This window comes from Paenibacillus pseudetheri, assembly GCF_924513355.1.
Classification (GTDB): Bacteria; Bacillota; Bacilli; order Paenibacillales; family Paenibacillaceae; genus Paenibacillus_AQ; species Paenibacillus_AQ pseudetheri.
Window position 1 is genome coordinate 52,293 of the sequence record NZ_CAKMAB010000009.1, and the last position, 26,825, is coordinate 79,117.

The following is a 26,825-nucleotide window of genomic DNA, read 5'->3' on the forward strand; positions in this document are numbered from 1 at the left end:
TCTGGTAGAATTAATTAGTATTTACTATCAGATTTAGGGGGATATAAGATTGAAAATAAAGGCTTATTTATGTATCGTTGCAACTATTGTACTTCTTACAGGATGTGGTAGTTCCAAATCAAATTTAGAGGAAAAGAATACAACATCTACAGAAGTTACTCAGTCTGAAGCAACAACTGACTCTTCAAAAACAGCTGCTGCAACACCAGTGCCAGAGAAGAAACTTTCAAAATCCGAGAAATTAGCTCTCGATTATGTGGAAATTTTCCTGAATGGTTCAGATATCGAAGCGAAAAAGAAGTTCGTATCCGAAAATATACTTCCTGATGTACAACCAATTTTTCAAATGACTGAATCTACCGAAACACCTGAGAATAACAAACTTAAGAACGCTTCAGTTATAGAATCAGCTGATTATACAAACAAAGATGGTGAAAAAGACAAAATCGTCCTAATTAAAGGTGAAAAGTCGTCCTCGAGTAGTGAACTTATAATTTTTATTAAGGATGATAAAATTGGTTGGGGATATTCGTCTAATGACAAGAATAAAGAACCCTTTAACGAAATGAGAAAATTCTTCAAAGAGCCTGTAAATAATACCTCTGATTCAGCTACAACCGAACAGTCTCCTGAAGTGACACTTAAAGAAATTAGTAATTTTGTCATTTCAGATATTTGGAATGTTGGATTTGTTGATATTAGTTGGTATGCAAGTTCAGGAACTAGCTCGACAGGTGAAGCCATAGATATAGATTTTACAATTGAACAATTAGGAAAAGCGATGAGTACAAAATTAGAATACGATAATTACATCAACAACCTGGATACAAAATACGATTCAATTAAAAACATCTGGTCTAAGCTCTCTGGTGAAATTGATCGTATGTACAAGCAAATCCAAGACACTCCTCCTATAGCAAATGATGCTACCACCAAATTAGATACAGGAATATTCAATCAGTACATGGATGCTTTTAGTGATGAGGTAGATAAATTATCCAATTCTTAGATTAAAACAAAATCCCTGCCAACCACCCAGGTTGCAGGGATTTTTTATACATGCTGAGATTTCAACAACTACTTTATTCTTGTGGCAATAAAATGTTTGATATTTTATTAACTCTTTCAAAATAGCTCATAAATTCAACTCCTCTGATCAAGATAATAATCCATTTATCTTCTGTGGATTATTAATAATTCTTTTTAAATCTGCTTCCAATAATCATTTAGCACTTGGTTCTATTGAAGTTAAAAAAGGTTTTTGCCCTATTCTACTATTATAAGAAACAAAGTACTCCTCATTTATATTAATTAACTTAAATATTCCTTTTGGGATTGTGACTGTAGTTTGATCACCACTCATATTTTGTACTACTATTTCTCTTTTATCTACTGACACTACATTAACAACAGCAGATGTACTTGCCATCAAAAAGTACCATACTATAAATAAAAAAATGATCAAAGGAAGAAATGAGAATACTCTACGATTATTCATATCTATCACCTCAGAGTAAGGAGCATCAAATGGACATGATCGTTACCTCCTATCCATTTCCGAACAATTCTTGTATGTATTTTTCCGACATATATTCTCTAAACTCTTTATCTAATAAGTGTATTTCATCTTGTTTTATCCACTGGTAGTTAAAAACAGTTCCACAGTCCTCTCCTTCACCCTCTCCAGTGAATCTCCACTTTTCGGGTAATCTTGTTTCTAGAATTAGAAGATAGTCATGTCTTTCGACATTTGCATCTATATAATCCTTATAATAATTTTGTGTTCCTATTTTCTTTACTAATTTAAATTGTTTAAGTCCACTTTCTTCTTGTACATTAAGATAAACTAATAAGGTCTTTTCTCCAGCTTCATTGTCTTGCAAAATAAATCCGTATACCTTCTTTCTAATCGGTTTCCCTTTCCTCATCGTATCCCCCTATTTCGCTTCTCATAAATGAAAAATAAAAAAGTACTTGATATTTGATCAAATACTTGATTAGTCGTACGGCGTTATGAATATATGTTCCCTTGTAGTCATCTGCGTTTACGCCGTTCAAAAATACCATAAATTTACTTTATTGTATTCTGAAAACCTAAATTAAACAAGAGTGCTCTCGTTTTTAGTCCATACACTCCTCGGATAATATCCAACTGATTTGCTAATGCCAACCAGTAAACGGCTGCTTGTCGCAGACACATTTCACTGATCCTTACTTCCTCCCACTCACTCCGCTTCTGTTTAGCACATTACAATCTATTGTGCATTTTATATAGAGAAGCTAAATAAAGAGGGGTGGATCAGAATGGCAACTCGTCAGCCTGATTTAGTATTGATCACTTGGAGCAGAAATCCTTTGGTTCGTGGCTCTGCACGTAGGATTATTTCTGTCCGCATCATTGGAAATGCTGAGCCTTGTCGACCTAGCTTAAGACCCAATGGGCTACTTGACACCGCCTTAGCTTGTTTATTAGATAATGACGTTGGTTTTAAAGTGGTGTTTCGTAAAAAAACCTCAAGGATTAGCGGCTATTTGCTGCTACAACGCCATTAATATTTTTCTAAGAGCAGTGAAATTACTGCTCTTTTTTTAGCGGTGTATATATATTAAATGGAACCTGAATCTGATTGAAATTAGGTGAGCCCATGAACCTACAAGATGTAAAGGAGTGCTATGATTTAATTGTAAGCCTAGGTATGTCTTGTGCTCCTGCTATAAATATGCAAAGAAATAACTTGAGAACATTCTCCATGCCTCTCGACTGGATGATTTCTTATTCATTAACTGATGTAAACAGACTTTATAAGAATAGATTTCAGAATTTCATGGAGTTAACAAATCTGCAAATGCTTGAAGAGACACACTTTTTTCTAGAGGATGGAGTACCTGCTTATCCTAATGGGGACAAGAATGCTTTAGTGCAATCATATTTTATTCAGGATACCTTTTATAACATTATCTCGGTACACGATTTTCCAATCACCTTGGGTAAACATTGGTCTACTACCTATCCATCTTATAAAGCAAAGCTGGATTTACGAATTAAGAGATTTTGGGACAAATTACTATGCAGTAAAAAAATTCTATTCATTAGATGGTTCGCCACATACGAACAGGCTGTAGAGCTGCAAGCGATTTTGTTTGATATATTAAAGCCGAACGAATTCAATGTCCTTATTGTTAATCCCGTTCGTGAATTAACATCAGTACGAGAAATCAATTGGAATATTAATCATATTTGTGTATTAGAATTTCCTGATGATATGAACGATTATGATAGCTGGGATTATATTTTAAAAGATATACAAGTAACTAACCCTTAAAATTTCACATAAAAAAATGGCCCTCTTCTGGGTCATTTTTGTTGTATAAGACTACATAAAGATATCCCAGAACATTAATTGGGTAGGTGCATAGAATACCGTATAAAATATTGGGAGGTAATACATTGAATAATTATCAAATGCATCAAATGAACCAAATACCCCAATCCATTATAGTCTACCCAGTCGATGCATATGTCGTAGAAACTCTAAAGAGCGTAATGGGCAAACAAGTTGTTCTTGAAACCACTCGTGGTGGAATCAGTGGATGTGTCGTTGATGTTAAACCAGACCATGTAGCTTTAGATACACGAGGTAGAAGATTTTTTGTACGGATTTGCGAGATCGTTTGGATAATGCCAGAATAAATCAACGACTATGGGAGCTGGAAACAGCTCTTTTTTACTATCAGAGATGCTTCGATTTTACCGAAACTTAATACGTTCCTTTCTAATACGGTTTTATAATTTTTGAATAATGATTTGATTACCAGGACGATCGACCCAGAAAATTGAATTCCCGACCTTCTCTACACCTTGCCCACTTCCATAGGTAGGAGGTTTAATTCTCTCTATAAACTTGAAAGAATAACCATCAAAAAAAATGCCTTGATATCCACCTTCATCTCCAAATGTTTCTGAAAGTGAGTATCTTTTTTGCAGTCTGAAATTGGCATCAAATCTTCTAATCTCATTTTTGTCATGATATATTATCCAGAAAAACCCTTTAAATTTCGCTAAAGATTCTGCAGTTCCATCACCGATATCGAATACTTGGACTTGTTTTAAATCCGGCAATCTGTACTTGACTATTCTACTAATTCGTTCATTTTCTGGTGGTGCTGAATTGAAATTATAGACTGTGGCATATAGAAAACCACTAGAAACATAACAATCTCCAAATGACATAAACCGATTATGACTGTCCTTTCCGATGTATGCCCTCTTTAACTCCTTTATATAGTTGCCATCTATATCATAAACAGAGACTGTATTCGAAAGGGTGAACTTCTCTGAACGGTCTGAGGTGACATATACGTTCTTCCCATCAGATCCAACACCTTGCCATGCCCTAAATGGTTTCTTCATTTTAATTGTTCCTTCATAAGAACTCTCAAAAGCCAAGGTATGAAAAGATAATAGCCCACTTAAACCAAATGCAAGGCATAAAATAACAATATTCTTTTTCACAGCGCCCCCTATATGTACATGATTGTATTTAATCCTCTTAGTACTATCTATTCTGAAGTACAAGAGTCACTTACTATTATATTTTTTTGTGTTTTTACGGTATAAATTATTATCGCATCTTTAAAAAAAATTAATGAGGATTGTGAATAAAAAAACGTCTAGGATAAGCCAGACAAAATTTCATTTTAGATACAAAATCATTAGTTTTCTCTAATTAAACAATTTACAATTTCTTGCGTCACAAAAACATAAGGATTCAGATATAACCTACTGATACTTACAAATATAGCAATAGGGTTACTGATTCCAAAATTACTTTGGCTCCAAAGTGATTTTGGATTTGTAAGTTCAGGCTCTACAAGATCATACTTTTCCATCAGCCTATCCTTTGTTCCACGATCCATTACAGCTCCGTTTCCTTTATCCGCAAAGACTGCTCCTGATGAAAAACACGGCATGATCAGAACAAAGGAAATGATGAGTATTGCTAGTTTCTTTTTACGCATAATACAGCTCCTAATTCTTTCTATGGTACTAAACTCTAAACCTTGTACCAACTCAAATATTTCTCGGGTAATCGCAGGAAATCTATGTATTCGACAATCTTGATCAGTTGTAGATTATATTCCTTAAAAATAATGGGATAAAAAGTATTAAATTCTATAATACACCTTTCTCCATATAAAAACAAAAGCACCCCACAGCTAAAATTAGTAGGGTACTTTTGAATAATTCTCCGTATTTACAATTCCAACATTCCAATAAATATTCTATGGGGTTGGAGTTCCGCCATTGGCATTTAGCGTTTCTCCACTTATATAGCTCGATTCCTGGCTAGCAAGAAATACATATGCCGGAGCCATTCCCCGCAGGCTGTCCCGGACGACCAAGTGGTGTGCACGCACCGAACTCCTTCAGCACTTCTTCTGGTTGCCCACCCACCACCTGATATTTCCACAAAAATACCCTAACTACCTGATAAGGTGGCTAGGGTATCTCATACTCTAAGTATCATTAATCATTTAATGGCCTTAAATTTCCTCTGAACTGTCTTGAACCGACTCATAACGAGTACGTATTTCACGATTTTTAGCGTAGATGTATAAATCTAAAGCCACTATTCCTCTACGTGCCAATTTTACAAGCAGGACGAAAAAGTAGATTCCCAAGCCAATTGATATCAACCAAATTAAAAAGAACAAAACACCTACTCCCCCGCCGAAAAAAAGACCTGTGTGTTCCATACGATTTATTCGCTCCTTAAGCAATTTTCATTTTTTATCAGTCTATATTGCTTAAGCTTAAATAAATATATGGAAACTCACACATGAATCGGGACACCCTCCAACAGTTTCGCGTATACATTACATAAAGGAGTGATAAATCATGGGCTTTTTTATTTTCCTCTTTGTTCTGTTAGCGCTACTTAACATCTTTTTCCCACGATTCGGATGGTACATGAGATACGGATGGATGGTCAAAGGTGACGTTGAGCCGAGTGAGGCTTATTTATTAATGACCCGCGTCAGCAGTATAGTGGCACTTATTATCCTCTTTTTTATCTGGTCTAGTTTCTGACTTATCCTAACGCTCTTAATACATCCTCAATCTTACGCTGATGCGACAATACGCCGTAATTCATCCAGGCCATGAAATCCACCTCATATACGCAGCCGTTACGCACAGCAGGCAAGCTGCGCCAGAGTTGTGTATCCAGTAGTTCCCGTCCTCCTCCTTCAAGCCGATCAAAGGTAATGAACAAATGATCCGCAGTCAGATTGGCAAGCTCTTCTTTTGTCAGGTTCATTCGATTCTTTCCACGGGTCAACTTCCGAACCAAACTATGGGGTTGCAAGCCCAAATCATGATGAAGCACGCTTCCTGTATACCCCAAATGCTCACATCCATAGAGAGTGATTCCGTAGACTGAGATTCTTAAACAAGCTATGGTCTGACTATGGACGGAACGGGTAAGCAGCTGCTTGGCTTGCTGTGCCTGATGCTCATAATTGCCGATCACTTCCTGGACACGTTCCGTTCTGCCAAAGACCGCTGCTGCGGAATACAATGTGGCACGCCAATCCTCTTGATGAACAGGCAGCTTGAACAACGGAGCGATCCGGCTGCACTCCTCCAGATGCCAACGATGAAAGCCATTATCCAGCAAGATCAATTCGGGCGTATACCGGGAGAGCTCCTGCCAATTACGAGTCGAAATATCTACCTCAGGCACATTGTGGAGAGCCAAGTACTCTTGTTTCCCCCACTCGGCGTGAGAATATTGCGCCACAGGCGTAATATCTAGAGCCAATAGATAATCTTCCAAAAAAGGAGCAAACACCCTCAATCCATCCTGATGGAAGCTTCTGTATTGGCCGGGAGTAACACCAACCGATCTTTTAAAACGCCGATTAAAATAATACTCATTGCTATATCCGACGGATAACGCGATATCATGCATACGATCATTCGTCAGCAGTAGATGCTGCTGCGCTCTTTCGATACGAAGCCCGTTCAAATGCTCCAAGGGAACCCTCCCTGTTACTTCTTTAAATGTTTGTGTGTAACGCGCACGTGTAATACCTGCAACTTCAGCCAATTGATCGACGGTTACAGCTTGATTATAATGTTCCTCCATATAGTGAATGGAACGCTGGATTGCCTCATGATCACCCGTGATCTGAACGACAGAGGAATTTGCACGCATGATTAGCAGCAGCAGCTCCTGAAAGCGCGTATGGCCTGCGAACCATTCGATCTCATCTGTGCTTTTACGGCTATGGTAGATAGCCTCTAGCAGTAATTTACATTGTGAAAAGGGTTTACAGCTTAACAAACCAGATCGAAGGATATCCTCTTTCGTCCTTCTTTCCATTTCACTCTGCCTATCTTCCCCGGTTTCGATGATTTCAAAAGTAAGCCGATAAAAGCTAAGCCCCCGCTCCTCGGCATTGATTTTGCTTAATAGCCCTGGTTCGAACAAGAACCCAGTACCTTTTTCCAGTGGAAACTGCCTCATCTCAGCCTCAACAAACCCCAGTCCTTCCGATACAATGATTAGGGTATGATCCTGAAACACCTCACTCTGTCCGCTTCCTGACAGGGATTGGGTTTCTATATTTATCAAGCTATAGAATAGCTTCCTTCTATTGCTGTCTTGCAAATCTTTTGCCATTCTCCCGCCCCCAATTGAGAACCATTTTCATTCACTTCAGTGTAAAACAAAAAAGAAGGTCTATCAAGGGTGCTGATAGACCTTCTTTTTGCTATTCCTTAAAGGCGGCTGCCGTTTATTTCACCATAGCTTCCAGCAGGTCATCAAGCTTCATCGAATTGGCCGTGATGGCACCAGTCTGCCAGTGGGAACGTTCCATTCTATAAACATTCCCGTTCTTCACTGCGGGCAGGCTCTTCCACAGCGGCCCATCAAGAATTTGGATCGCTTCCTGATTCCCTTCAGTATCCCAGCCCCCGTTGTCAGGGAATACGATGATATGATCCGCTTCGAGCTGAGGAATAAGCTCTTCGGAAATAATAGATTGATATTCGGTCATTTCTGCAGCCATAGGCACGGGTGTCAGGCCAAATTGAGAATAAATCACACCGATAAAACGGTTTTTAACACCGAACAAAGCAAAGGTCTTATCCGCTACGTTGAGCCGGATCACTGCTACTTTTTCTTGCCCCAGAGCCTGTTGCAGTTTAGCTTTTCCATCTGCAACCTTCTGATCATAAGCTGCGAGCACAGCTTCCGCCTTCTCCGGAATACCGAGCGCATCTGCAATCGATGTAAGCACTTGTCTTGAGTCCAGCAGCGCCGCCTCTGGGAGACGATAAGTTGGTGCTATCTTGGAATATTGTTCATACCTCGCCGCATCCGCGCCTCCGTCCGCAATAATCAAGTCAGGGTCTTTCTCCAACAACGCTTCCAAACTTCCGGTGATATCAAATTCTGGCACATCGAGATTTAAGTAATCCTGCTTGCCCCAGCTTGGATGATACCACTGAACCACCGGGGTAATCCCCAATGCCTTCAAATAATCTTCAACATAGATCCCGGCTACCCGTTGCGGTTTAACTGGAATTTCAACATCTCCGAATTCCCCTGTAATCGTCCGAGTTGCACCCTTTTCTGATGCATTTTCACTTCCTTCGGTTGGCGTACTGTTGCTAGCAGAGGTTGGTTCCCCTGCATTCTCTGTTTTAGCAACGTTATCTTTCGTAGTATTGCTATTCGTTCCGCATGCCGCCAGCGCGGTCAATGCCATAATAAGTACGGCTGACCACAAAAACTTCCGACCCCATCTTACCATTATCCCTTCACTCCAATGCTATATTTTCATTGATTATCATTCTCAATAATCATTATCACAATAATAGCATGACTTTTATAGCTTTCAATGCACTTTCTCCGCAAAAATCTTATACAAACTATTAACTAGTTTCTTCCCTTCTTCACAAATTTCTTTTTATTTACGATTGATTTATACAATGCTTTCACTTACAATAAACTCATAAACGCGCGTTTATGAAAAGAGGGGAAACATGCGCAGCGAAGATATAGCTAAGTTGGCCGGGGTTTCCCGAAGTACGGTATCCCGCGTGATCAACAACTATTCCAACGTCCCTGAAGAGACCCGTGCCAAAGTACTGCGGGTGATTGAGCAACATCAGTACGAACCGAACAGCTTTGCAAGAGCTTTAGCCGGTAAGAAGACCGATACGATCGGACTCTTCGCCATCAGTATGAACGAGAAGGAGAATACTACCCGAATTTATCAGAACAATTACTTTGCTCCATTCGTTGATGCCGTAGTCGACACCTCGAATGCCCGCGGATGTTATGTACTGATTCATACGGTGTACTCTCCCGACGATTTTATCAAGGTAAAGCAAGCTTTTCTTCAAAAACGGATTGACGGCGGTATCATTGTCGGCACTCAGAAGGATATTAATATCGTACGGGAAATGGTAGGGCTCGACTCTCCTCTAGTATTAATTGATTACGATATCTCTGAGATTATGTCGGAGCATCTTGACCGCAATCATCTGGCCGTTGTGAATTCCAAAGATTACGAGGGCACCACAGAAGCGATTGAATACTTGATCTCTCTGGGGCACGAAGAAATCGGCATCATCTGTGGGCAAATGAATACGTATTCTGGTCGAGAGCGTTATACTGCCTATGAGGATACACTGAAGAAGCATGGCCTGCCTATCAATGAGAGATTTATTCTGAAAGGTGATTTTCTGAAAGAGACTGCTTACGAAGAGGTTAAGAAGCTTCTTGCTTCTGGAGAACCTTTGCCAACGGCCTTCTTCTCCTCCAACGATGATATGGCTATATCAGCGATGGAGGCGTTCTCCGAGCACGGAATCATTGTCCCTGAGGATCTCTCCATTGCTGGATTTGATGACATTCAGTTAGCATCCCGTATTCAGCCTAAGCTGACCTCTGTACGCTTGCCGATCTATGAAATGTCCAAGGCTGCAGTAGAAAAAGTAATCGAGCTGTGTGATTCACAGCAGCCGACCTTTAGCACGATCAGCTTTCCAGCTCGTTTAGTGGAGAGAGATTCCTGTCAACCGCCGAAGAAATAGCTTAGGATCAACTCTTCACTGAAGAAATCTACATATTTTTTCGTGAAGCTGCTATGATTCGGTATCGAAACTACTGCTTTAGTTGTCCTGTATGAAAGCATTGAGAAAACTCCCTTCCCTCGAGGGAATTTTTTCTGAAACTAATAAACGCGCGTTCACAATCGAAAGGAGACTTTCTCACATGAAATTCGGAACCTTTGACGACACTCGAAAAGAGTATGTAATTAAGACACCTAAAACCCCTTACCCTTGGATTAACTATCTTGGTAATGAGCAATTTTTCGGACTTATTTCCAATACAGCTGGTGGTTATACCTTCTATAGAGACGCTCGTCTCAGAAGATTGACCCGTTACCGTTATAACAATATCCCACTGGATACCGGCGGCCGCTACTACTATCTTTATGACGATGGTGATTTCTGGACCCCAGGCTGGATGCCAGTAAAACGTGATCTCGACTTCTACGAATGCCGTCACGGTCTTGGCTACACTTCCATTACTGGTGAACGGAACGGAATTTCTGTGAACCAGCTTGCTTTTGTCCCTATGGGTCATAATGCCGAAGTACATCGTCTTGTAGTGAAAAACACTGGCTCCACTAAAAAATCCGTTAAACTGTTCTCTTTTGCAGAGTTCTGTCTCTGGAATGCACAAGATGATATGACCAACTTCCAACGCAATCTCAGCACCGGTGAGGTTGAAGTGAAGGGTTCCGTTATCTATCACAAAACAGAATATCGTGAGCGCAGAAATCACTATGCTTTCTACTCCGTAAATAAAGAACTCGCTGGTTTCGATACTGATCGTGAAGCTTTCGTAGGGATGTACAACGGTCTGGAAAGCCCACAAGCTGTAGTTGCAGGTGAACCTACTAACTCCGTAGCTAGCGGCTGGTCCCCTATCGGATCACATGCTCTTAACATTACGCTTGAACCAGGCGAAGAACAAAGCTTCATCTTTGTACTCGGCTACATCGAGAACCCTGAAGAAGATAAATGGGAATCCCTGAACGTAATCAACAAAAAACCAGCAGAAGCTATGATCGCGCAATTTGCTACAGATGCTCAAGTAAATGCTGCACTCGCTGCACTTGCTGCTCACTGGGAAAACCTGCTGTCCAAATATCAAATCCAAAGCGGTGACGAGAAACTGGATCGCATGGTTAACATCTGGAATCCATATCAATGTATGGTTACCTTCAACATGTCCCGTTCTGCTTCCTACTTTGAATCCGGTATTGGCCGTGGTATGGGCTTCCGTGACTCTAACCAAGACTTGCTCGGATTTGTTCATCAAATTCCTGAACGTGCTAAAGAACGTATTCTCGATATCGCGGCTACACAATTTGAAGATGGCAGTGCCTATCACCAATACCAACCGCTCACTAAAAAAGGTAACAACGAAGTCGGCACTGGCTTTAACGATGATCCGCTTTGGTTGATCCTAGGAACGGCTGCTTACATTAAAGAAACTGGTGATACCTCGATTCTTGATGAGCAGGTTCCTTTTGACAGCGATCCGAATAACACCGCTACTCTGTTTGAGCACTTGAAACGTTCCTTTGAGCATGTAACTAACAATCTCGGACCTCACGGCTTGCCGCTAATCGGCCGCGCGGACTGGAATGACTGCTTGAACTTGAATTGCTTCTCTACTGAGCCAGGCGAATCTTTCCAAACGACTGCCAACATCGAAGGCCGCGTCGCTGAATCCGTATTTATCGCAGGTCTGTTCGTCTTCGTTGGTCCCGACTATGCTGAAATCTGCCGTATGCGCGGACTTGATGATGTAGCTGTGGATGCAGAAGCTAAAATTGACAACATGCGTGAAATCACACTGACGCACGGCTTCGACGGCGACTGGTTCCTGCGCGCTTATGATCACTATGGCGACAAGATCGGTTCCAAAGAAAACGAAGAAGGTAAAATCTTCATCGAGCCACAAGGTATCTGTGTTATGGCTGGTATCGGTGTGGAAAATGGTCAAGCTGAAAAAGCTCTATCATCCGTACAAGAGCATTTGGATACTGATTACGGTATTGTGCTGCAACAGCCACCATACTCTAAGTACTACCTGAACCTGGGTGAAATTTCTACGTACCCTCCAGGCTACAAAGAAAATGCCGGTATTTTCTGCCACAACAACCCTTGGATCATGATCGCTGAAACTGTACTTGGACATGGCGACAGAGCGTTTGAAATTTACGCTAAAATTGCTCCTGCTTACCTGGAGGATATCAGCGAAATTCACCGCACAGAGCCTTATGTTTACTCCCAAATGATCGCAGGTAAAGATGCCGTTCGTCACGGGGAAGCTAAAAACTCCTGGTTGACTGGTACTGCTGCTTGGAACTATGTAGCCATCACTCAATCGATCCTTGGTATCCAAGCGGATTTCAATGGTCTGAAGATCGATCCTTGTATTCCTACTGAATGGGATAGCTTTGAAATCACACGTGTCTTCCGTGGAGATACTTATGTGATTCAAATCAAGAACCCGAACCATGTATCCAAAGGTGTAGCTAGTCTTACCCTGGATGGCACAGCTGTAGAAGGTAACATCATTGCTCCAGTTGGAGACGGTGCTGTACACCAAGTAGTTGTAGAACTGGGTTAATATAAAAAAATCCGCTGAACCGTACACTTGAACGATTGGGCGGATCTATAATTAACGCTGGGTGACTCCTGAACTCTTCAGGGGTCTTTTTTACCCTTCTACAACATCTGCTCTTAAATCACTCGCAACCTCAAGCATTCTCGGAATCACAGCTTCATTATTTCCAGAAACGTAAATATCGCCTTGATAATGCCTAAATGGGATTGTAGTATCACCAAAGCTCCACATAAAGAAATCTCCCTCAATGGACATCGTAGTGGCGCCTACTACTGTATAAACTGATGTATAGGTGAAATCAGGTTTGGATGCGAAATACTGCTTGCACTCTTCTAAAGATATGGTTTGTGTTGAACCTCCATCATTTTGCATAGCTCGTGTAATTCGATAACGTTTGCTCATTGTGATGCCTCCAATATTTTTTGTAAAATAATCAGCTACCTTGTCCCGATCAAATATAGCATACAATAAAGCGTAAATCCCAGCTATCCAAAACCTTAAAGTTGTTTCTGCGCTAACAGCAAAGGGGTTCTCCTATAAGAAGTTATTGCCCACGAATAAGGGAATCTCAGTTGCTCAAACACTTGATATGGCAAAAAAACTGCACATTTGCAGGTTTTCTCTGTTTTGGTGAACGGCGTGGATGGTATGGCCTAGGAACAAGCTGTAAAATACAACTGTCCCGATCGGTGAATACTGCTAAACAGTAACCAGTCCCAATTACTTTGCCTGTCCCATAACTCACATACTACCTTCCGGAATCCATACCTTCATTTCACCACTGCCACGATTGCCCCACAAGTAATATGGAACAGCTTTGACCTTAACGGACTGAAGGGGTGCTTTCTCTCTGCTGTAAAGTCCACCACTCCAGCTCTCTTGATCTACACGCAGTCCATCTGCCTCGATAACAACAGCGCCACCAAGCAAAGTCTCATCAAAAGCCGCCGTGAGTTCACCGTCTTCTTTTAAAGAAATAGAGCTTAAAGGTTCACCATTATCGATACTTTCAAGTCAATACACAAGCGGTCCGCGTTAAATCGTTACTTTTTGAGCATCTGCTCGCAAATTGGGATGAGCGTAAATGCGATGTGCCTCCATTGGGTCATTCACTTTGATTATGTCTCCTGCTTTCCACGTTCTCTGAATAACGAGGTATCCCTGCTCGATGTTCTCAGCAGTATTCAGCGCTTCGCCATTAACTCTGATCTCGATACCTTGACTCCACGATGGAATCCGCAAAGCAATCCCGAACTCCGCTTCCACTGCCGGATTAATCTTCATCGAGACTGTGTCTATTGAGCGTTAGAGACCCTATCCCTCACACGCGATGTAATATAAGAATTTTTAACCCTGATTCAAAATCGGTTTTTTTTGTTTACCTGCAATTTTTTGGAAGTGACAAGCATATTTATAGACATGCCTTTAATGTGGAGATGTTAAATATGCGGCCATTAAGATACCTTATCATTCTTTTAGGAAGCTTACTCGTTGCTGCGGGAACTAATTTTTTTCTCGTACCATATAAAATCCTGGATGGGGGAATAATAGGGATAGCCCTCATTATTAATTATTTATCCGGCGCTAAAATTGGCGTAGCTATAATTCTCTGCAGCTTCCCTATCTTTCTGCTTGCTTGGTTAAAGGAACGTGATATCTTTTACAACAGTGTACTCGGCCTATTGATCTCATCATTTCTGATCGAGCTTCTCGGTCCTCTTCAATATCACTTTCTGTATTATTTTGAGTTTGGTTCCATTTCCAGCGCCATTATTGGCGGTTTTTTGATGGGAACGGGACTTGGGATTATGCTGCGGTTTAAAGCAAGTACGGGTGGCACCGATCTGCTCGCTCAATTTATTAAAAGGTATGTCCCGCTGAACCTTGGATTCATCATTTTTTTGACCGACTTTATGATTATCGGCGCGGGGGGATTCCTGATTTCCAAGGAAACCTTCTTCCACTCCATCCTTACGATTATCTCTGGGGGTGTGGCCACGGGTCTGTGCACCCTTGAAACTCAAAATAAATAGAAAAAAATATGAATACACACGATCATACGTTCGTATTATAATAAGGAGAAAAATATAAGGTATCTCTACCTCATCTGAAGCGTGTGAACCTATGAATAAAGAGCGTGTCATTATGCTATCTGATTGCCAAAGCTTCTATGCCTCCTTGGAAAAATCCTCTAATCCGCAGTACAGCAATAAGCCGCTGATCGTTGCTGGAGACCAAGCTAGACGGAGCGGTATTGTGCTGGCTGCCTGCCCTATAGCCAAATCTTATGGCATTACTACCGCCGAGACGTTGAAGGAAGCGCTGGCAAAATGCCCCGAAGTCATCGTGGTCAGACCACATATGCAGCAATATATCGATGTCTCCTCTCAAATCACAGATATTCTACGCAAGTTTAGTAACCAGGTAGAGCCCTATTCTATCGATGAGCAGTTTATTGATGTCAGCGGTAGCCTAAGCTTATTTGGCAGTCCAAGGGAGATCGCTACCGCCATTCAGGATCTAATTCGTAGAAACACAGGTGTCCGTGCGCGAATCGGCATTGGATATTCCGATCGGCGGACACTATAAATAAAAACTATATTAAAATACACACAATATCGTTTATAATGCTATATTGGGGTTGTTATTTTCACGCAGATGAAGCGACAATCGAAATATGTAAACATAGATAATCACATTCCAGAGGAGGACCGGAGAAGTTGGATAGCACGAGTAACACTAACACTACGTATTATGAAATCGTTGATCTCTGTCTTCTTGCTGGCAAGATCATGCTGCAAAATGGTGCGGAAACATCCAGAGTTGAAGATACGATGACACGAATGGCTGGATCTCTCGGGTTCCCGGGAGCGCATAGCTATGTGACGCCAACCGTTATTATGTTCACCACAAATAGAATAGAACCTGTTAAGTTATACAGAATTGCGGAGCGAACAACAGATCTGCAGAAGGTATCGGAGGTCAATGACATTTCTCGGCGTCTAAGCGAACGTCAGATTACAGCTGAGGAAGCTCGTGCAAAATTAGGAGAAGTCGATGAAGCCTCACCTGTCTATCCCGTATGGTTGCAGATCTTAGCAGCCGCCCTTACTGGTGCTTGCTTCACCGTTATGTTTAAAGGTAGTTTGTGGGATGCCCTCCCCGCCTTGCCGATTTCCGGATTAGGCTTCGCTGCGGTCATCTATCTGCATCGTTTAGTGCAGACTAAATTTTTTGCAGAGTTTTCTGCTTCCTTCCTGATTGGACTTCTAGCCTTCTGTTCTGTAAAGCTGGGGATAGGTCAAGAGATGGACAAAATCATTATCGGCTCCGTTATGCCTCTAGTACCCGGGCTACTCATTACTAACGCCGTTCGTGATCTGATGGCCGGCCATCTAGTTTCAGGCATATCCAAAGGAGCCGATGCCTTTCTAACTGCATTTGCGATCGGTACAGGTATCGGGCTTGTACTATCACTATTTTAATCTCCAAGTGAAAGAGGTTAGCCCTTCATGATTTTGCAACTTATAACCAGTTTTATCGCCGCGGCAACCTTCTGTATTCTATTTAATGCACCTAAGCGCTCACTATTGCAGTGTGGTTTTGCCGGAATGGTGGGCTGGATGGTGTATGTGCTTCTTGATGTAGAGTTCGGGCCTGTTGTAGCTACGTTTGCAGCTAGTGTAATAGTGGGTATTGTCAGCCAATTTTTTGCGCGATCCTTCAAAATGCCGGTTATTATTTTTAGTGTAGGTGGTATTATCCCGCTTGTTCCGGGTGGTCTCGCTTACGATGCTATGCGTAAATTTGTGGAAGAGGACTATACTCTGGCTGTAGAAATCGCTGTTCGGGCATTAATGCTCTCTGGAGCCATTGCAGCTGGACTCGTGCTAAGTGATGTAATTGGACAAATGTTCCGTCGTCGTTCAATCAAATAACAGCATACTTCTTCAAAAAAAGAAATCGCCTGTGGGTACAATGGTGGTCACCCATCCATCTCCCAAGGAGCGATTTCTTTGTTCATCTCTATGCAAATACTGCTTCAGGGAAGGCTACAGGCGCATCATTCAGATGAATACTATTGATGCCAGTATTCTTGATCCAGGACAACCCTACAGTACCCTCGCCCGCATGAACAGCCACAGCAGGAATATAGGTCATAATCTCTGTACGTAAGTCAGGCGCCATTGCTTTGATGTCCTCTTCTAGCTTGAGTGCCATCTCTAAATTATTTGAATGCATGATACATACATCACTAACAAGTCCTACATCCTGTTTAAATATCTCCAAAAGCGCCTGTTGCGTCTTCTTCATCGTTCGGATTTTCTCCACAACAACGACCTTCCCTTCGTCAAAACGAAGCAGCAGGTTTATACGCAGCAATTGGCTAAGCACAAATTGCGATCCAGAAACACGTCCACTGCGATGAAGCTGGGTCAAGCTTGCAGGAATTAAGTAAAAGGACATATTCTCAATAATATTTTCAATCTTCGCTTTAATTTCTAGCCCAGAAAGGCCCTTCTTCTGCCAATGTATACCGCGCATGATCATTTCCCGGATTGGATAAGCGCCAACCTTGGCATCAATTCCAATTACATTCGCCTCCGCTATTTCGGCGCCTTGCATCGAAGCATTGTAAGTGCCACTGAGCTCTGAAGAAAGATGTACAGCAATAATTTCATCGTATTCTTCCTTCAACCGTTCGTATAGCTCGATAAACTCACCGATTGGAGGCTGTGAGCTGCCTACCTTTTCGTCCTGGCGCATTTTCTCATAGAAGTCATCGATCGTAATATCTATATTTTCTTTATAACATTCGTTGTTGATAATAATCCGTAACGGAATAATATATACATGATTATTCTTAGCGAACCCCGGATCTATGATACTTGTACTGTCGGTTACCCAGGCAATTGATTTCATGGTCATTTGTCACTTCTCTCTCTCATAAAAAGGAATAGTAGAATGAATGAGAAGACAAAGGCCAAAAATTTCAGACCAGTGAATCACACGCTCATCCTGAATAATCAACTTAAGAATTGAACAGCGGTTAAGTAATCCGCGTATTCGTAAATTATACAGGAAAATAAGCGTTAATATAGGCAAAACAGGCCTTTCATGCAAATTTCAATCCATCTAATTCAACATTATTCGACATTTTTTCACATTATATATGACGAATATACCTATCCTAATAGAGCCACTTCATGTTATGAAAAAGCTAAATCACAGCAAAAATATCCCTGTCCCCGCCCTCACTGTTCTTCCATAAATCAACGCTTGGGAGTTACATTAATAGGTACACTATACATTTTGTAAATCCAGCTCGGCAGCCCTCTTTTTCAATAAAGCGCATTGCATGCTGTCCTATTCTATTACCCACACAAGCCAGCTTCAAATACATATCACGTACGATTTGAATCGCGGATCATCATTCAGCACAGCTAATCCTCCCAAATCGATGTCTCTAAATGATCTACGAACTTGCGTAATTTACCGGCTAGCTTACGGTTAATGGTTCCATCCTGATACATTTGCTGCACCTTATCCCGCTGCTCTTGAATGGCTTTCAGCTTCATTTCAAGCTTTTGATCATCAACAAGACCATCCTTTGTCCAGCCTTTCCCTTGCTCCAGGCGAGAAATTAGCTGCTCATAACTGTTTACAACCTTCTCGGCTGCTCTTCGGTTGTTCTCGTTCTTACTCACATTAACAGCAGCTATAGCAGCATGGGCCATGGCCATTTTCGCTTCTCTAGCACACTCAGCCTGCTCAAGCATTTGTTGGCTAGCTTCCCCTTCATTCTGTCCTGAGAACATTCCCGCAAACAGCCGTTTAATCTCGGTAATCGATATTCTGATTTGTGAATTTAGACTTCTGGCTAGAAAGACCTCACTATGATCCAAAAATTCTCCCAGCTTCTGAGCCACTGAGGCGGGAATCTCATTGTTCTCTAGCAATCGGTTCAGTTCTTTACGTTCAGCTTGCAGACCCACAATCCTCGCTTCAACACCCAGTCGGCGGAAGTTCTCGAGTGCTGGATCATTTACTTGGTCCTCACGGTTTAGACTATAAACCTTTTCTCTAAATTCACTCAAAGCCGGTTGTGCTGATTCCTTACTCTCTTCTGTCATCATACTTTGCAGCATGGTTAAACCGGCAGCAATAACTTTTGATTTGGCCGCCTGCTCTGCTCCTGTATTGCCTGATTCGGCAACGGGCTCTTCTTTACCTGCCAGAATTGGCAAAAAGATACTAGCGATCAGCAGCGACATTAGAATAACACCTGCGGCGATAAAGATGATTAAATCACGCTCAGGAAATGGCGATCCATCCCCAAGAAAAAAGGGTATCGAGAACGCACCTGCTAAGGTAACCGCTCCACGCACTCCTGAAATCGTGAGGATTAATAGTGACTTAACAGATGATTTCTCTATTTTTCGCAGACGAGATCCTACTAAAGAGAACACATACACCCATACGTACAAACAGCAGCACAGTAATGGCTAATACATAACCTACAACTATAAGATTATCCACGGCCGTATCACGGTAGATCACTTCAATAACGTCTGGAATAGATAAGCCAAGAATAAGGAAGACCAGGCCATTCAATATATAGAGCAGAACAGACCATGTACTAGCGGATACCAGTTGTAGCTTATACTGCTGAGATACGGCACGGTCCTTCTCAACCGCATGAATAATCCCCCCTGCAACCACTGCCAAAATGCCAGATACCCTATCTCTTCACTGATCAAATAAATAATAAAAGGAGTTAGGATTTGCAGCAGCACATGCACTGTGATATCCTCCATCCCCAGTCTACGGATAATTACGCTTAGCCGAATCAGAAGAAAAGCCAATAATGCCCCAACGATCAACCCGCCTACAGCTATAACTACAAAGCTAATGGAGGCTTTTGGTAATGAAAACACACCCGTCACTGCTGCAGCAATGGCAAAGTTAAAAGCAACAAGTCCGGAGGCATCATTCATTAATGATTCGCCCTCTAGAATGCGATGAATACTCTTAGGAAGATGTACCCTTCCAGCGATTGCACTGACCGCGACCGCATCTGTCGGTGATAAAATCGCTGCCAGAGCAAATGTAGCGGCTAGCGGGATCGTTGGAATCATCCAGTTTATCGAATAACCAGCAATAAGCACCGTAGCAAAAACCAATCCCAGCGCTAGCATTAATATCGGACCCCGTAAGTTCCATAATTCATTTCTTGGCGTCCGTTTCCCATCATTGAACAAAAGCGGAGCAATAAACAATACGAAAAACAGCTCTGGTTCCAATGTCATATGTATTCCCAAAGGCATTAACACAACCATTACACCCAGACCAATTTGAATTAACGGTATTGGAACAAAGGGAATAAATCGGTTTATGATGTTGGAAATTGTGATAAGGCCCAGCAGGACGAGTATAACTAGAAAAGTCTCCAAACCACATCAACTCCCTTTTTTTAGTTGATTATTATATCGTAAAGCTTTGGGTAAGGAAAAATATAGAAATAGAAATAGAAGTTCTCAACAATAATGTCCCCTTGAAATTACACAAAAAATACATCAGATGTATATTGACAAAAATATTTATTTATGTTATAATTTTAAATTACTCTATTGAATTTAGATTTTATTTTAAGTATTATATGCATTAGCCTAACGGCATCGCTCTTATCATCAATCATGGAGGGATCTTATGCATATTGCTAGTGGAATAGAAATGTTAGAGATTACAGCACAGGTTATGGGCGGAAGTGATACGATTTACCCCACGCTGCTCTGGGATCAAAATTCTGCTGTACTCGTCGACACCGGATTTCCGGGCCTGCTCCCAAAATTCAAAGAAGCTCTAAAAGAAACCCACGTGCCTTGGGAACAACTACGCACCGTAATCATCACACATCAAGATCTAGATCACATCGGGAGCTTACCTGATCTACTGTCAGAAGGATGTCTAGAACTTACAGTTCTGGCTCACGAAATCGAGAAGCCTTATATTGAAGGAGAGCGAATGCTCCTTAAACACACCCCTGAAGCTTTAGCTGCGGCAGAAGCCATGATCCCCCCTCATGTACCAGAGGAATGGCGCAGCGCTTTCCTATCCGTGTTATCTCATCCCCCTAAAGGAAGAGTAGATCGAACCATAGTGGACGGGGAAATACTGCCCCTTGCCGGTGGAATTACGATTATTCATACACCAGGACATAGCCCTGGACATCTGAGTCTATACCATCATGATAGCCGTACGCTAATTTCCGCGGATGCCCTTACCGTTCAAGGCGGTGAGCTGCACGGCCCCACTCCTTCGGCAACGCCTGACATGAAGCAAGCTTTATCCTCTCTGACGAAGTTCGCCGAGTATGAGATTGAAACGGTCATTTGCTATCATGGCGGAATTTATCGCGGAAACGCAAACAAACGGATTGCTGAAATTGCGGAAGCAAGAGAATAAACAGATGCAAGAAAGCAGAGCCCCGATCTGGCTCTGCTTTCTTTTTTATATATGGTCCCTAATCGTTATACTCACTTATGATTCCGAAACAACTGTAAACCGTTCACGAATATGCTGTGGCTGTTCAATTTCATCAATAATAGCAATCGCATAATCTTCATAGCTGACATAGCTCTCACCCTTGGAATTCACAAGCAGATGATCTTTGCCTTTCACATAAGAACCCGTTCTAGTCCCAATTGCAAAATTAGCGGATGGACTAACAAAAGTCCAAGACAGCGAGTCTGTACCTTGCAGAATCTCCAGGTTCTTCCCTTGATTCGTAGCCGTTGGCTTGATAAAGTCAGGGAAATCAGGGGTATCTACCACTTTAAGCGTCTTAGCTTCATCTACATATAGACTTCCCGCACCTCCAACTACAATTAATCTTGTATTAGGGGCATCCTTTAATGCTTCAATTAGCACATTTCCGACATCCACATGCAGATGCTCTTGTCCAAATGGTGCTCCAAAAGCATTCACAATAACATCAAAACCTTTCAAATCTTCAGCGGTAAGTGCAAATACATCCTTTTCGATGACCTTTGCCTTACGATTTGCAACTTTCGATGCATCCCGTACAATGGCTGTAACTTCATGGCCTCTATCTAGCGCTTCCTGAGTGATTCGACTTCCGGCTTTTCCACTTGCTCCTACAACTGCGATTTTCATATAATTTCCTCCTGTATATGTTTACGATGTTTGTATTTTAGTATTTATACCAAGGAGATCCTGAACGATGGTTCTGTCGACATCGAGATCAAACTTTCTCCCCCAAAAGCATTCTGTCCCCGTACGAGTGATCCGGTCATAATCTTCTATCGTTAGTGTTCTTGGATAATCCGGTCCTGTTTCCCAGTCCGTATACCTCTTAATTTCACTCCGTACATTGTTCTTAAACGCACTATTCAAAATAATCGTATGGAAGAAGATTTCATCTCCACATAATGTGTTCTTAAAAAATCTAACATACTCTGGAGAAGTAGAAGTAAACTCCATGATGTATTCCATACATTCACCTGTGATAGACATCCAGTTAGAGCCTTTATACAGCGATTTTGGCAGAGCACCCAACCTTCTTTGCAAGAATGGAACGCTCATTACTACTTTAATATACCTCATCCTAACGGCAGCCATACGCCTGGTTCTTGAGATCAGGAATCTAGGATAATAAACCGACACCCTCTCATAACATCCCCACGTTTCAGAAGTATTCGGTAATTGCTGATACTTCACAAATTCGTCCCCCTGATTCTCCTTAAAGAAATCAAGAATAACTTCGTTGGAAGCTAAGGGCAGATCCTGACCACTTATGATGTGGATATAATTGAATTTCCCATGTTCTTTGATCAGCGCAAAACACTTCAAAACACATTCAATCTGACTGTAATGTCCCCACCGTACATCAATAGGCTCTTTCACAAAATGAATATCGTTACGGTGAGTAATGTTAGCTTCAATACCACTCTTCTGATCGACATGTAGGAAAAACTCGACGGAGTCATTAGTTAAACTATCGATTAGCATATTGATCTGCTCAGGATTTTTGTGACAAAGGATCACATACGCCATTTTGAATGATTCCAACAACCTTCACCCTTCCGCCCATCTTTTTTCCAAATATTATAAAATAAATGGACGAGAATGGGTAGTTCTTTCTATCCAGAAGAAGGTGAATTCGATTGATGATTAGTTATTTCGTATGACTTTTCACTATAAGTCTGATTCCAATGTTCCACGGATCTTTGAATGTAGGAGCTCCATTCTCTTCTACAACGGTGAAACCCGCCTGTTTAACACGCTTCACTACAGCCGTACGCTCCTCTTCATTCGGAAGAAGTAAGGTAAAATAATCAATTCCTACTGCATCAGCAGGTGCCACAGGTGCGCCCTGCCCCGCCCAAATATTCAATCCAATGTGGTGATGATACCCACCTGCTGAGATAAACATTGCCGCACTGCCATAATTAGCTACTAGATCAAAACCAAGCAAACCAACGTAGAACTCCTTCGCCTTAGTTAAATTGCCCACATGAAAGTGTACATGTCCGATCACAGTTCCAGCTGGCAGCCCGTTCCATTGTAAACCTTCAGAAGCCGCCAATAAACCATTTACATCCACTGGGTCTGTTGTCATCATTACATGCCCTTCCGCATCATACTTCCATGTATCCCTAGGACGATCTCTATAAATTTCGATTCCGTTGTTATCCGGGTCCTGAATATACAGCGCTTCACTCACCAAATGATCTCCCTGACCCACTTCAATTCCCGAAGCGATCAAATTGCGAACAACGAGTCCCAAGCTAGGACGATCCGGAACAAGGATAGCAAAATGATACAATCCAGCCACTGAGTTCGGACGAAGAACCCTTGCATTCTCAATCTCCCGCAGAATCAATAACACATTCTGACCATCAGCAGTCATTTCCACCTCACGGCCAGATTGCCGCAAGACACTTAGCCCCACCACGTTCTGATAAAAGGTCAGCGAACGCTCTAAATTACTTACTCTAATTTGCACCAGACCAATCTCTACGTCCGGATGAAGTGTTGTTTTAGTTGTCATTATGTTTCCTCCCACCATTCCTGTAACTTGATCAGTTACAAATTAACTATCTTTAGTATAGTTACATTCTATATGTTTGTCAATTACCAACAAAAAAATCATGCTGACTGATTCACAGCCAAACATGATTCATAAGATCACTTCATCCTTAGGAGTGCCATTCCTGTAAATATTCAGATACACTGGATTCAAGAAGTCCAATTAAGTCTTCATCCATATACTTATAATCATCTGATATATTCAAACAAATTATTCTTTTGCCGATGATACTGGATCTAAATTTATCTTGAATTCTTCTAACATGCTTCTTCTCCATCACAAAAATAACGTCCGCCCAGCCCACATACCCTTCAGAAATTTTGATTCTGGCATGATCCTCTGTTCCAGCAGATCTCACTTCATGACCATCGATTCCTTGAAATATCTTCTCCGCAGTTAGACTCCGCCAGCGATTCTGGCTGCAGACAAACAGTAATTTAATAGTGAGCACCTTCCTTATCCGAGTAAAACCTTATTTCGTTTGTCCTTTCAGATAAACTCTCCTATTTAAGGAAGCTTCCGCAACCCAATTTGATAATAAGTCTTTGTTAAAAAGATATTTATTGTCTACATTTATATAAGGAAAAGGAGTTCCAGGAAAAGTACCAAACTTACTATGCTCGGTTGTAACAATATTCATCACTTGATCTTCAGTCAGATTTAAGTATAAGGCCGTCTCTTTAATATCCATCAAAAGCTTATCAGCCGTTACTATGGATGGCGTCTGGTCTTGATCAACTTCCAACTCTTTATCGCCATTAGTTAATGAACATCCGATAATAAATGAAACCCCTAGAATAAAACTAGCTAGGACTATATAGATTTGATTAGATTTCATAAGTCACCTCCATCATAACGCACTATACAATTCATGGAGAGGTCTGTAGCTTGGGTGTTCTTCGATTTGAGTAACGACAACACCTTGCTCCGAGTCCATCACACGGTAGGCTTTAGCCTCTTCTCTGGTCGACATCACCTTATATTCATTATCCTTGTAGATGATGGCACAGTTATTATCCACTGCAATTCCGGGTATCCCCCCACCTTTAACCATACGCGAAAAATCCTCAACCCGAATATCCTCATCATAATGCGGACAATGAATGCCTGGCAGAATCCCCATCGCTTCAAGCTTAATATACTGCCAGTTCCCTTGGTCGTCGAACGCTTCAGAGTCACTATGCCCATATTCAAACCAGCAAATGGAACCTGCGCTCAGCCCTGTCAAAATAGTCCCCGAGTTGTACGCTTCTTTTAGAAGAGCATCTACGCCGGTATTTTTCCAAATCTCCAGCATCTTTCGGGTATTGCCTCCACCAACATAAATCAGATCAGCGGATATAATTAACTCTGCGATTTCTTCATGGGTATAGGTTTGGCTCACAAGCAATAAATGACTTGTTTCACATCCTAGAATCTCGCCGTACACTTTGTTGAACGTATCACAATAACCTGGTACATCACTACTAGCTGTTGGAATAAATAATGCTTTCGGATTAGCTTTCTGGGTCAACTTCACAACTTCACGATCCATTTCAAGCGTTTCTAGATCGATTAGCTCTCCCCCACCGATTACCACGATAGTCCCCATAATTCCCCCTACTTTCACTAGGATCTGTTTTCTCCCTTTCCGTATTCCTCTGCAAGAATGCTATAAATCTCCAAATCAATGAGCCCTTTACCTGACCATACATGGGCTTGTCTTAACGTCCCCTCTTTCATAAAGCCACTTTTCAAAAGGACCCGCTTGGATCGCTCGTTAAAAGGCATGACTTCAGCTTGGATTCGATTGACCTCTGCCGTCTCAAATAAATATTTTTTTACCGCTTCAACGGCCTGAGTTGCAATCCCTTTTCCCCAATAAGACTCCGCCAAAAAATAACCAATCGTGACCATATCCACTTTTTGATTAAAATCCATAGCTTCAATGATACCTAGCAGTATGTACGGATTATTTTTACGGAAAATTCCCCACTTCACTCTTAACCCTTTATTAAAATCACGTTCGAAATGTCCGATCATATTCTTTACTGTATCTTTATTATGTTTCGGAATAATTCCGCAGTACTCAAACACTTGATCATTGCTATAAATTCCAAATACCTCATCAAGATTACTTACTTCAATCTTTTTCAGTGTGAGTTGCTCGGTTTCCAAAATAGGGAATTGCTCAAATACATGACTAAGCTTCAATTCGTTCCCTCCGTTACTTTTTGATGGCTTTATCCCCGCACATTCCCTCTGTACTGCGCAGTTCTAAGCTCTCGAATATAGGGCTCTGTAGCTGGCATAACCGCATCTATGGCTTGTTGAATGGCTAACTCAATTTCATAAGGAACTCTTACAAATTGTATATTCAAAGATGCTGTTGTCAGGCCTCCATACTCCCCCTCCAAAATCACATAAGATGCCTGAGTGACATCAAGAGGATTCCCCACGCTGCCTACATTAAATAAAGTTTTCCCTTCCAAATGTTCTATAAAAGCATTGTGAATGTCCCCATAACCTACGATATCCGCTTGTCGCTTCTCCTGGCAGAGATCAGAACAACCAAACATAGACAGTCGCTTATCATAATCGTCCCAAGGCTGAATCCTTTCATAGTAGCTTCGCGGTGAAGCATGAAATAATCGGATAAACTTACCACTCATCATAAACTCAATCGAGAACGGTAATGTACCTAAATAAGCAAGGCGGTCTTTACCTAACAAATTCCGACTCCACCGGGCCATTTCAAAATCAACATCCTGATTCATTAAATCATCCCAGTTTCCCATAACACTGATTTCACAATTGTTCTTAATGATATCAACGGCTAGATCTGAATTTGGTCCTTTTCCAACAATATCCCCTAGGCAAAATATCCTGCTAATTCCACGCCGCTTAATATCCTCTAATACGGCTGTCAAAGCCGGGATATTTCCATGAATATCTGAGATTAATGCGATTTGTTCCACTGTAAATCCTCCGTTCATTTTCCCACT

The 26,825-nt window shown here is 41.5% G+C and carries 30 protein-coding genes and 3 pseudogenes; 12 read left to right on the forward strand and 21 right to left on the reverse strand.

The genetic code is table 11. The annotated features are described in order from the left end of the window. The first annotated feature begins 49 nt into the window (after window positions 1–49). Entirely contained in the window at window positions 50–1,009 is a 960-nt protein-coding gene (locus L1028_RS10610) for a hypothetical protein (protein ID WP_234533613.1), read from the forward strand. Window positions 1,010–1,222: 213 nt separating this feature from the next. Here the strand turns inward: L1028_RS10610 and L1028_RS10615 are convergent, their stop codons facing one another. Together L1028_RS10615 and L1028_RS10620 are read right to left on the reverse strand one after the other, a co-directional pair. Continuing rightward, window positions 1,223–1,498, reverse strand: coding sequence for a hypothetical protein (locus L1028_RS10615; RefSeq protein WP_234533615.1), 276 nt, complete (start codon window positions 1,496–1,498; stop codon window positions 1,223–1,225). A 49-nt stretch (window positions 1,499–1,547) separates the two neighbouring features. Then, complete coding sequence (locus tag L1028_RS10620; protein ID WP_234533617.1) at window positions 1,548–1,928, reverse strand: NUDIX hydrolase; 381 nt, start codon at window positions 1,926–1,928, stop codon at window positions 1,548–1,550. A 376-nt stretch (window positions 1,929–2,304) separates the two neighbouring features. Between L1028_RS10620 and L1028_RS10625 the strand changes: the two genes are divergently transcribed. The 3 genes from L1028_RS10625 (at window position 2,305) to L1028_RS10635 (ending at window position 3,691) form a co-directional block, all read left to right on the forward strand. Next, the gene (locus L1028_RS10625) at window positions 2,305–2,553 is read left to right on the forward strand and encodes a hypothetical protein (protein WP_234533619.1); all 249 of its coding nucleotides are present in this window, start codon (window positions 2,305–2,307) and stop codon (window positions 2,551–2,553) included. Window positions 2,554–2,645: 92 nt separating this feature from the next. Beyond that, complete coding sequence (locus L1028_RS10630; protein ID WP_279306848.1) at window positions 2,646–3,323, forward strand: DUF1796 family putative cysteine peptidase; 678 nt, start codon at window positions 2,646–2,648, stop codon at window positions 3,321–3,323. 149 nt (window positions 3,324–3,472) lie between these two features. Further along, window positions 3,473–3,691, forward strand: a complete 219-nt coding sequence (locus L1028_RS10635) for a DUF2642 domain-containing protein (RefSeq protein ID WP_234533621.1) — start codon at window positions 3,473–3,475, stop codon at window positions 3,689–3,691. 93 nt (window positions 3,692–3,784) lie between these two features. Here the strand turns inward: L1028_RS10635 and L1028_RS10640 are convergent, their stop codons facing one another. The 4 genes and pseudogenes from L1028_RS10640 to L1028_RS10655 all read right to left on the reverse strand — a co-directional run bounded on the left by L1028_RS10640 (window position 3,785) and on the right by L1028_RS10655 (window position 5,757). Further along, window positions 3,785–4,513, reverse strand: coding sequence for a hypothetical protein (locus tag L1028_RS10640; protein ID WP_234533623.1), 729 nt, complete (start codon window positions 4,511–4,513; stop codon window positions 3,785–3,787). A gap of 200 nt (window positions 4,514–4,713) precedes the next feature. Beyond that, window positions 4,714–5,019, reverse strand: coding sequence for a hypothetical protein (locus L1028_RS10645; protein WP_234533625.1), 306 nt, complete (start codon window positions 5,017–5,019; stop codon window positions 4,714–4,716). 264 nt (window positions 5,020–5,283) lie between these two features. Further along, window positions 5,284–5,461: pseudogene (locus tag L1028_RS10650) on the reverse strand (SDR family oxidoreductase); the annotation flags it as partial. A gap of 83 nt (window positions 5,462–5,544) precedes the next feature. Beyond that, the gene (locus tag L1028_RS10655; protein WP_234533627.1) at window positions 5,545–5,757 is read right to left on the reverse strand and encodes a hypothetical protein; all 213 of its coding nucleotides are present in this window, start codon (window positions 5,755–5,757) and stop codon (window positions 5,545–5,547) included. Between the two features lie 142 nt (window positions 5,758–5,899). Between L1028_RS10655 and L1028_RS10660 the strand changes: the two genes are divergently transcribed. Next, window positions 5,900–6,091 (forward strand): DUF6199 family natural product biosynthesis protein, encoded by a 192-nt coding sequence (locus L1028_RS10660; RefSeq protein ID WP_234533629.1) that lies wholly within the window; start codon window positions 5,900–5,902, stop codon window positions 6,089–6,091. A gap of 1 nt (window position 6,092) precedes the next feature. On the opposite strand, the gene L1028_RS10665 is transcribed toward L1028_RS10660, so the two are convergent. Further along, window positions 6,093–7,688 (reverse strand): AraC family transcriptional regulator, encoded by a 1,596-nt coding sequence (locus L1028_RS10665; protein WP_234533631.1) that lies wholly within the window; start codon window positions 7,686–7,688, stop codon window positions 6,093–6,095. Between the two features lie 115 nt (window positions 7,689–7,803). After that, window positions 7,804–8,826: an ABC transporter substrate-binding protein gene (locus L1028_RS10670; protein ID WP_234533632.1), complete on the reverse strand. Its 1,023-nt coding sequence runs from the start codon at window positions 8,824–8,826 to the stop codon at window positions 7,804–7,806. 232 nt (window positions 8,827–9,058) lie between these two features. Between L1028_RS10670 and L1028_RS10675 the strand changes: the two genes are divergently transcribed. After that, a complete protein-coding gene (locus L1028_RS10675) occupies window positions 9,059–10,114 on the forward strand; it encodes a LacI family DNA-binding transcriptional regulator (protein ID WP_234533634.1) in 1,056 nt (351 codons plus the stop codon). A gap of 181 nt (window positions 10,115–10,295) precedes the next feature. Then, the gene (locus L1028_RS10680) at window positions 10,296–12,731 is read left to right on the forward strand and encodes a glycoside hydrolase family 94 protein (protein WP_234533636.1); all 2,436 of its coding nucleotides are present in this window, start codon (window positions 10,296–10,298) and stop codon (window positions 12,729–12,731) included. A 90-nt stretch (window positions 12,732–12,821) separates the two neighbouring features. Here L1028_RS10680 and L1028_RS10685 read toward each other — a convergent pair whose 3' ends face one another. The 3 genes from L1028_RS10685 to L1028_RS10695 all read right to left on the reverse strand — a co-directional run bounded on the left by L1028_RS10685 (window position 12,822) and on the right by L1028_RS10695 (window position 14,012). Next, a complete protein-coding gene (locus tag L1028_RS10685; protein WP_234533638.1) occupies window positions 12,822–13,130 on the reverse strand; it encodes a hypothetical protein in 309 nt (102 codons plus the stop codon). A gap of 339 nt (window positions 13,131–13,469) precedes the next feature. Next, window positions 13,470–13,733: a hypothetical protein gene (locus tag L1028_RS10690; RefSeq protein ID WP_341482530.1), complete on the reverse strand. Its 264-nt coding sequence runs from the start codon at window positions 13,731–13,733 to the stop codon at window positions 13,470–13,472. A 30-nt stretch (window positions 13,734–13,763) separates the two neighbouring features. Continuing rightward, complete coding sequence (locus tag L1028_RS10695) at window positions 13,764–14,012, reverse strand: beta-L-arabinofuranosidase domain-containing protein (RefSeq protein WP_234533642.1); 249 nt, start codon at window positions 14,010–14,012, stop codon at window positions 13,764–13,766. A gap of 152 nt (window positions 14,013–14,164) precedes the next feature. Between L1028_RS10695 and L1028_RS10700 the strand changes: the two genes are divergently transcribed. From L1028_RS10700 to L1028_RS10715, 4 genes and pseudogenes are all read left to right on the forward strand, one after another. Beyond that, on the forward strand, window positions 14,165–14,761 hold the full coding sequence (locus L1028_RS10700) for a YitT family protein (RefSeq protein WP_234533643.1): 597 nt from the start codon (window positions 14,165–14,167) through the stop codon (window positions 14,759–14,761). 91 nt (window positions 14,762–14,852) lie between these two features. After that, a pseudogene (locus tag L1028_RS10705) lies at window positions 14,853–15,290 on the forward strand (Y-family DNA polymerase); the annotation flags it as partial. A 158-nt stretch (window positions 15,291–15,448) separates the two neighbouring features. Next, window positions 15,449–16,213: a threonine/serine exporter family protein gene (locus tag L1028_RS10710; RefSeq protein ID WP_042187254.1), complete on the forward strand. Its 765-nt coding sequence runs from the start codon at window positions 15,449–15,451 to the stop codon at window positions 16,211–16,213. A gap of 27 nt (window positions 16,214–16,240) precedes the next feature. Beyond that, window positions 16,241–16,666 (forward strand): threonine/serine exporter family protein, encoded by a 426-nt coding sequence (locus tag L1028_RS10715; RefSeq protein ID WP_234533645.1) that lies wholly within the window; start codon window positions 16,241–16,243, stop codon window positions 16,664–16,666. 88 nt (window positions 16,667–16,754) lie between these two features. Here L1028_RS10715 and L1028_RS10720 read toward each other — a convergent pair whose 3' ends face one another. Both L1028_RS10720 and L1028_RS10725 read right to left on the reverse strand, forming a co-directional pair. Continuing rightward, the gene (locus L1028_RS10720; protein WP_234533646.1) at window positions 16,755–17,651 is read right to left on the reverse strand and encodes a DegV family protein; all 897 of its coding nucleotides are present in this window, start codon (window positions 17,649–17,651) and stop codon (window positions 16,755–16,757) included. 521 nt (window positions 17,652–18,172) lie between these two features. Further along, window positions 18,173–20,182, reverse strand: a pseudogene (locus L1028_RS10725) (Na+/H+ antiporter). A 256-nt stretch (window positions 20,183–20,438) separates the two neighbouring features. On the opposite strand from L1028_RS10725, the gene L1028_RS10730 reads away from it, so the two are divergent. Next, the gene (locus tag L1028_RS10730; RefSeq protein WP_234533647.1) at window positions 20,439–21,194 is read left to right on the forward strand and encodes an MBL fold metallo-hydrolase; all 756 of its coding nucleotides are present in this window, start codon (window positions 20,439–20,441) and stop codon (window positions 21,192–21,194) included. Window positions 21,195–21,269: 75 nt separating this feature from the next. Here the strand turns inward: L1028_RS10730 and L1028_RS10735 are convergent, their stop codons facing one another. The 8 genes from L1028_RS10735 to L1028_RS10770 all read right to left on the reverse strand — a co-directional run bounded on the left by L1028_RS10735 (window position 21,270) and on the right by L1028_RS10770 (window position 26,798). Continuing rightward, window positions 21,270–21,905, reverse strand: coding sequence for an NAD(P)-dependent oxidoreductase (locus L1028_RS10735; protein ID WP_234533648.1), 636 nt, complete (start codon window positions 21,903–21,905; stop codon window positions 21,270–21,272). A gap of 21 nt (window positions 21,906–21,926) precedes the next feature. Further along, window positions 21,927–22,820: a beta-1,6-N-acetylglucosaminyltransferase gene (locus L1028_RS10740; RefSeq protein WP_234533649.1), complete on the reverse strand. Its 894-nt coding sequence runs from the start codon at window positions 22,818–22,820 to the stop codon at window positions 21,927–21,929. Window positions 22,821–22,926: 106 nt separating this feature from the next. Continuing rightward, a complete protein-coding gene (locus L1028_RS10745; RefSeq protein WP_234533650.1) occupies window positions 22,927–23,802 on the reverse strand; it encodes a VOC family protein in 876 nt (291 codons plus the stop codon). A 148-nt stretch (window positions 23,803–23,950) separates the two neighbouring features. After that, complete coding sequence (locus tag L1028_RS10750) at window positions 23,951–24,283, reverse strand: low molecular weight protein tyrosine phosphatase family protein (RefSeq protein WP_234533855.1); 333 nt, start codon at window positions 24,281–24,283, stop codon at window positions 23,951–23,953. Window positions 24,284–24,313: 30 nt separating this feature from the next. Continuing rightward, window positions 24,314–24,679, reverse strand: coding sequence for a hypothetical protein (locus tag L1028_RS10755; RefSeq protein WP_234533652.1), 366 nt, complete (start codon window positions 24,677–24,679; stop codon window positions 24,314–24,316). A gap of 12 nt (window positions 24,680–24,691) precedes the next feature. Then, window positions 24,692–25,432, reverse strand: a complete 741-nt coding sequence (locus L1028_RS10760; protein ID WP_234533654.1) for a Type 1 glutamine amidotransferase-like domain-containing protein — start codon at window positions 25,430–25,432, stop codon at window positions 24,692–24,694. Between the two features lie 17 nt (window positions 25,433–25,449). Further along, on the reverse strand, window positions 25,450–26,034 hold the full coding sequence (locus L1028_RS10765; RefSeq protein WP_234533656.1) for a GNAT family N-acetyltransferase: 585 nt from the start codon (window positions 26,032–26,034) through the stop codon (window positions 25,450–25,452). Window positions 26,035–26,063: 29 nt separating this feature from the next. Then, entirely contained in the window at window positions 26,064–26,798 is a 735-nt protein-coding gene (locus tag L1028_RS10770; RefSeq protein WP_234533658.1) for a metallophosphoesterase family protein, read from the reverse strand. Window positions 26,799–26,825: the final 27 nt, after the last annotated feature.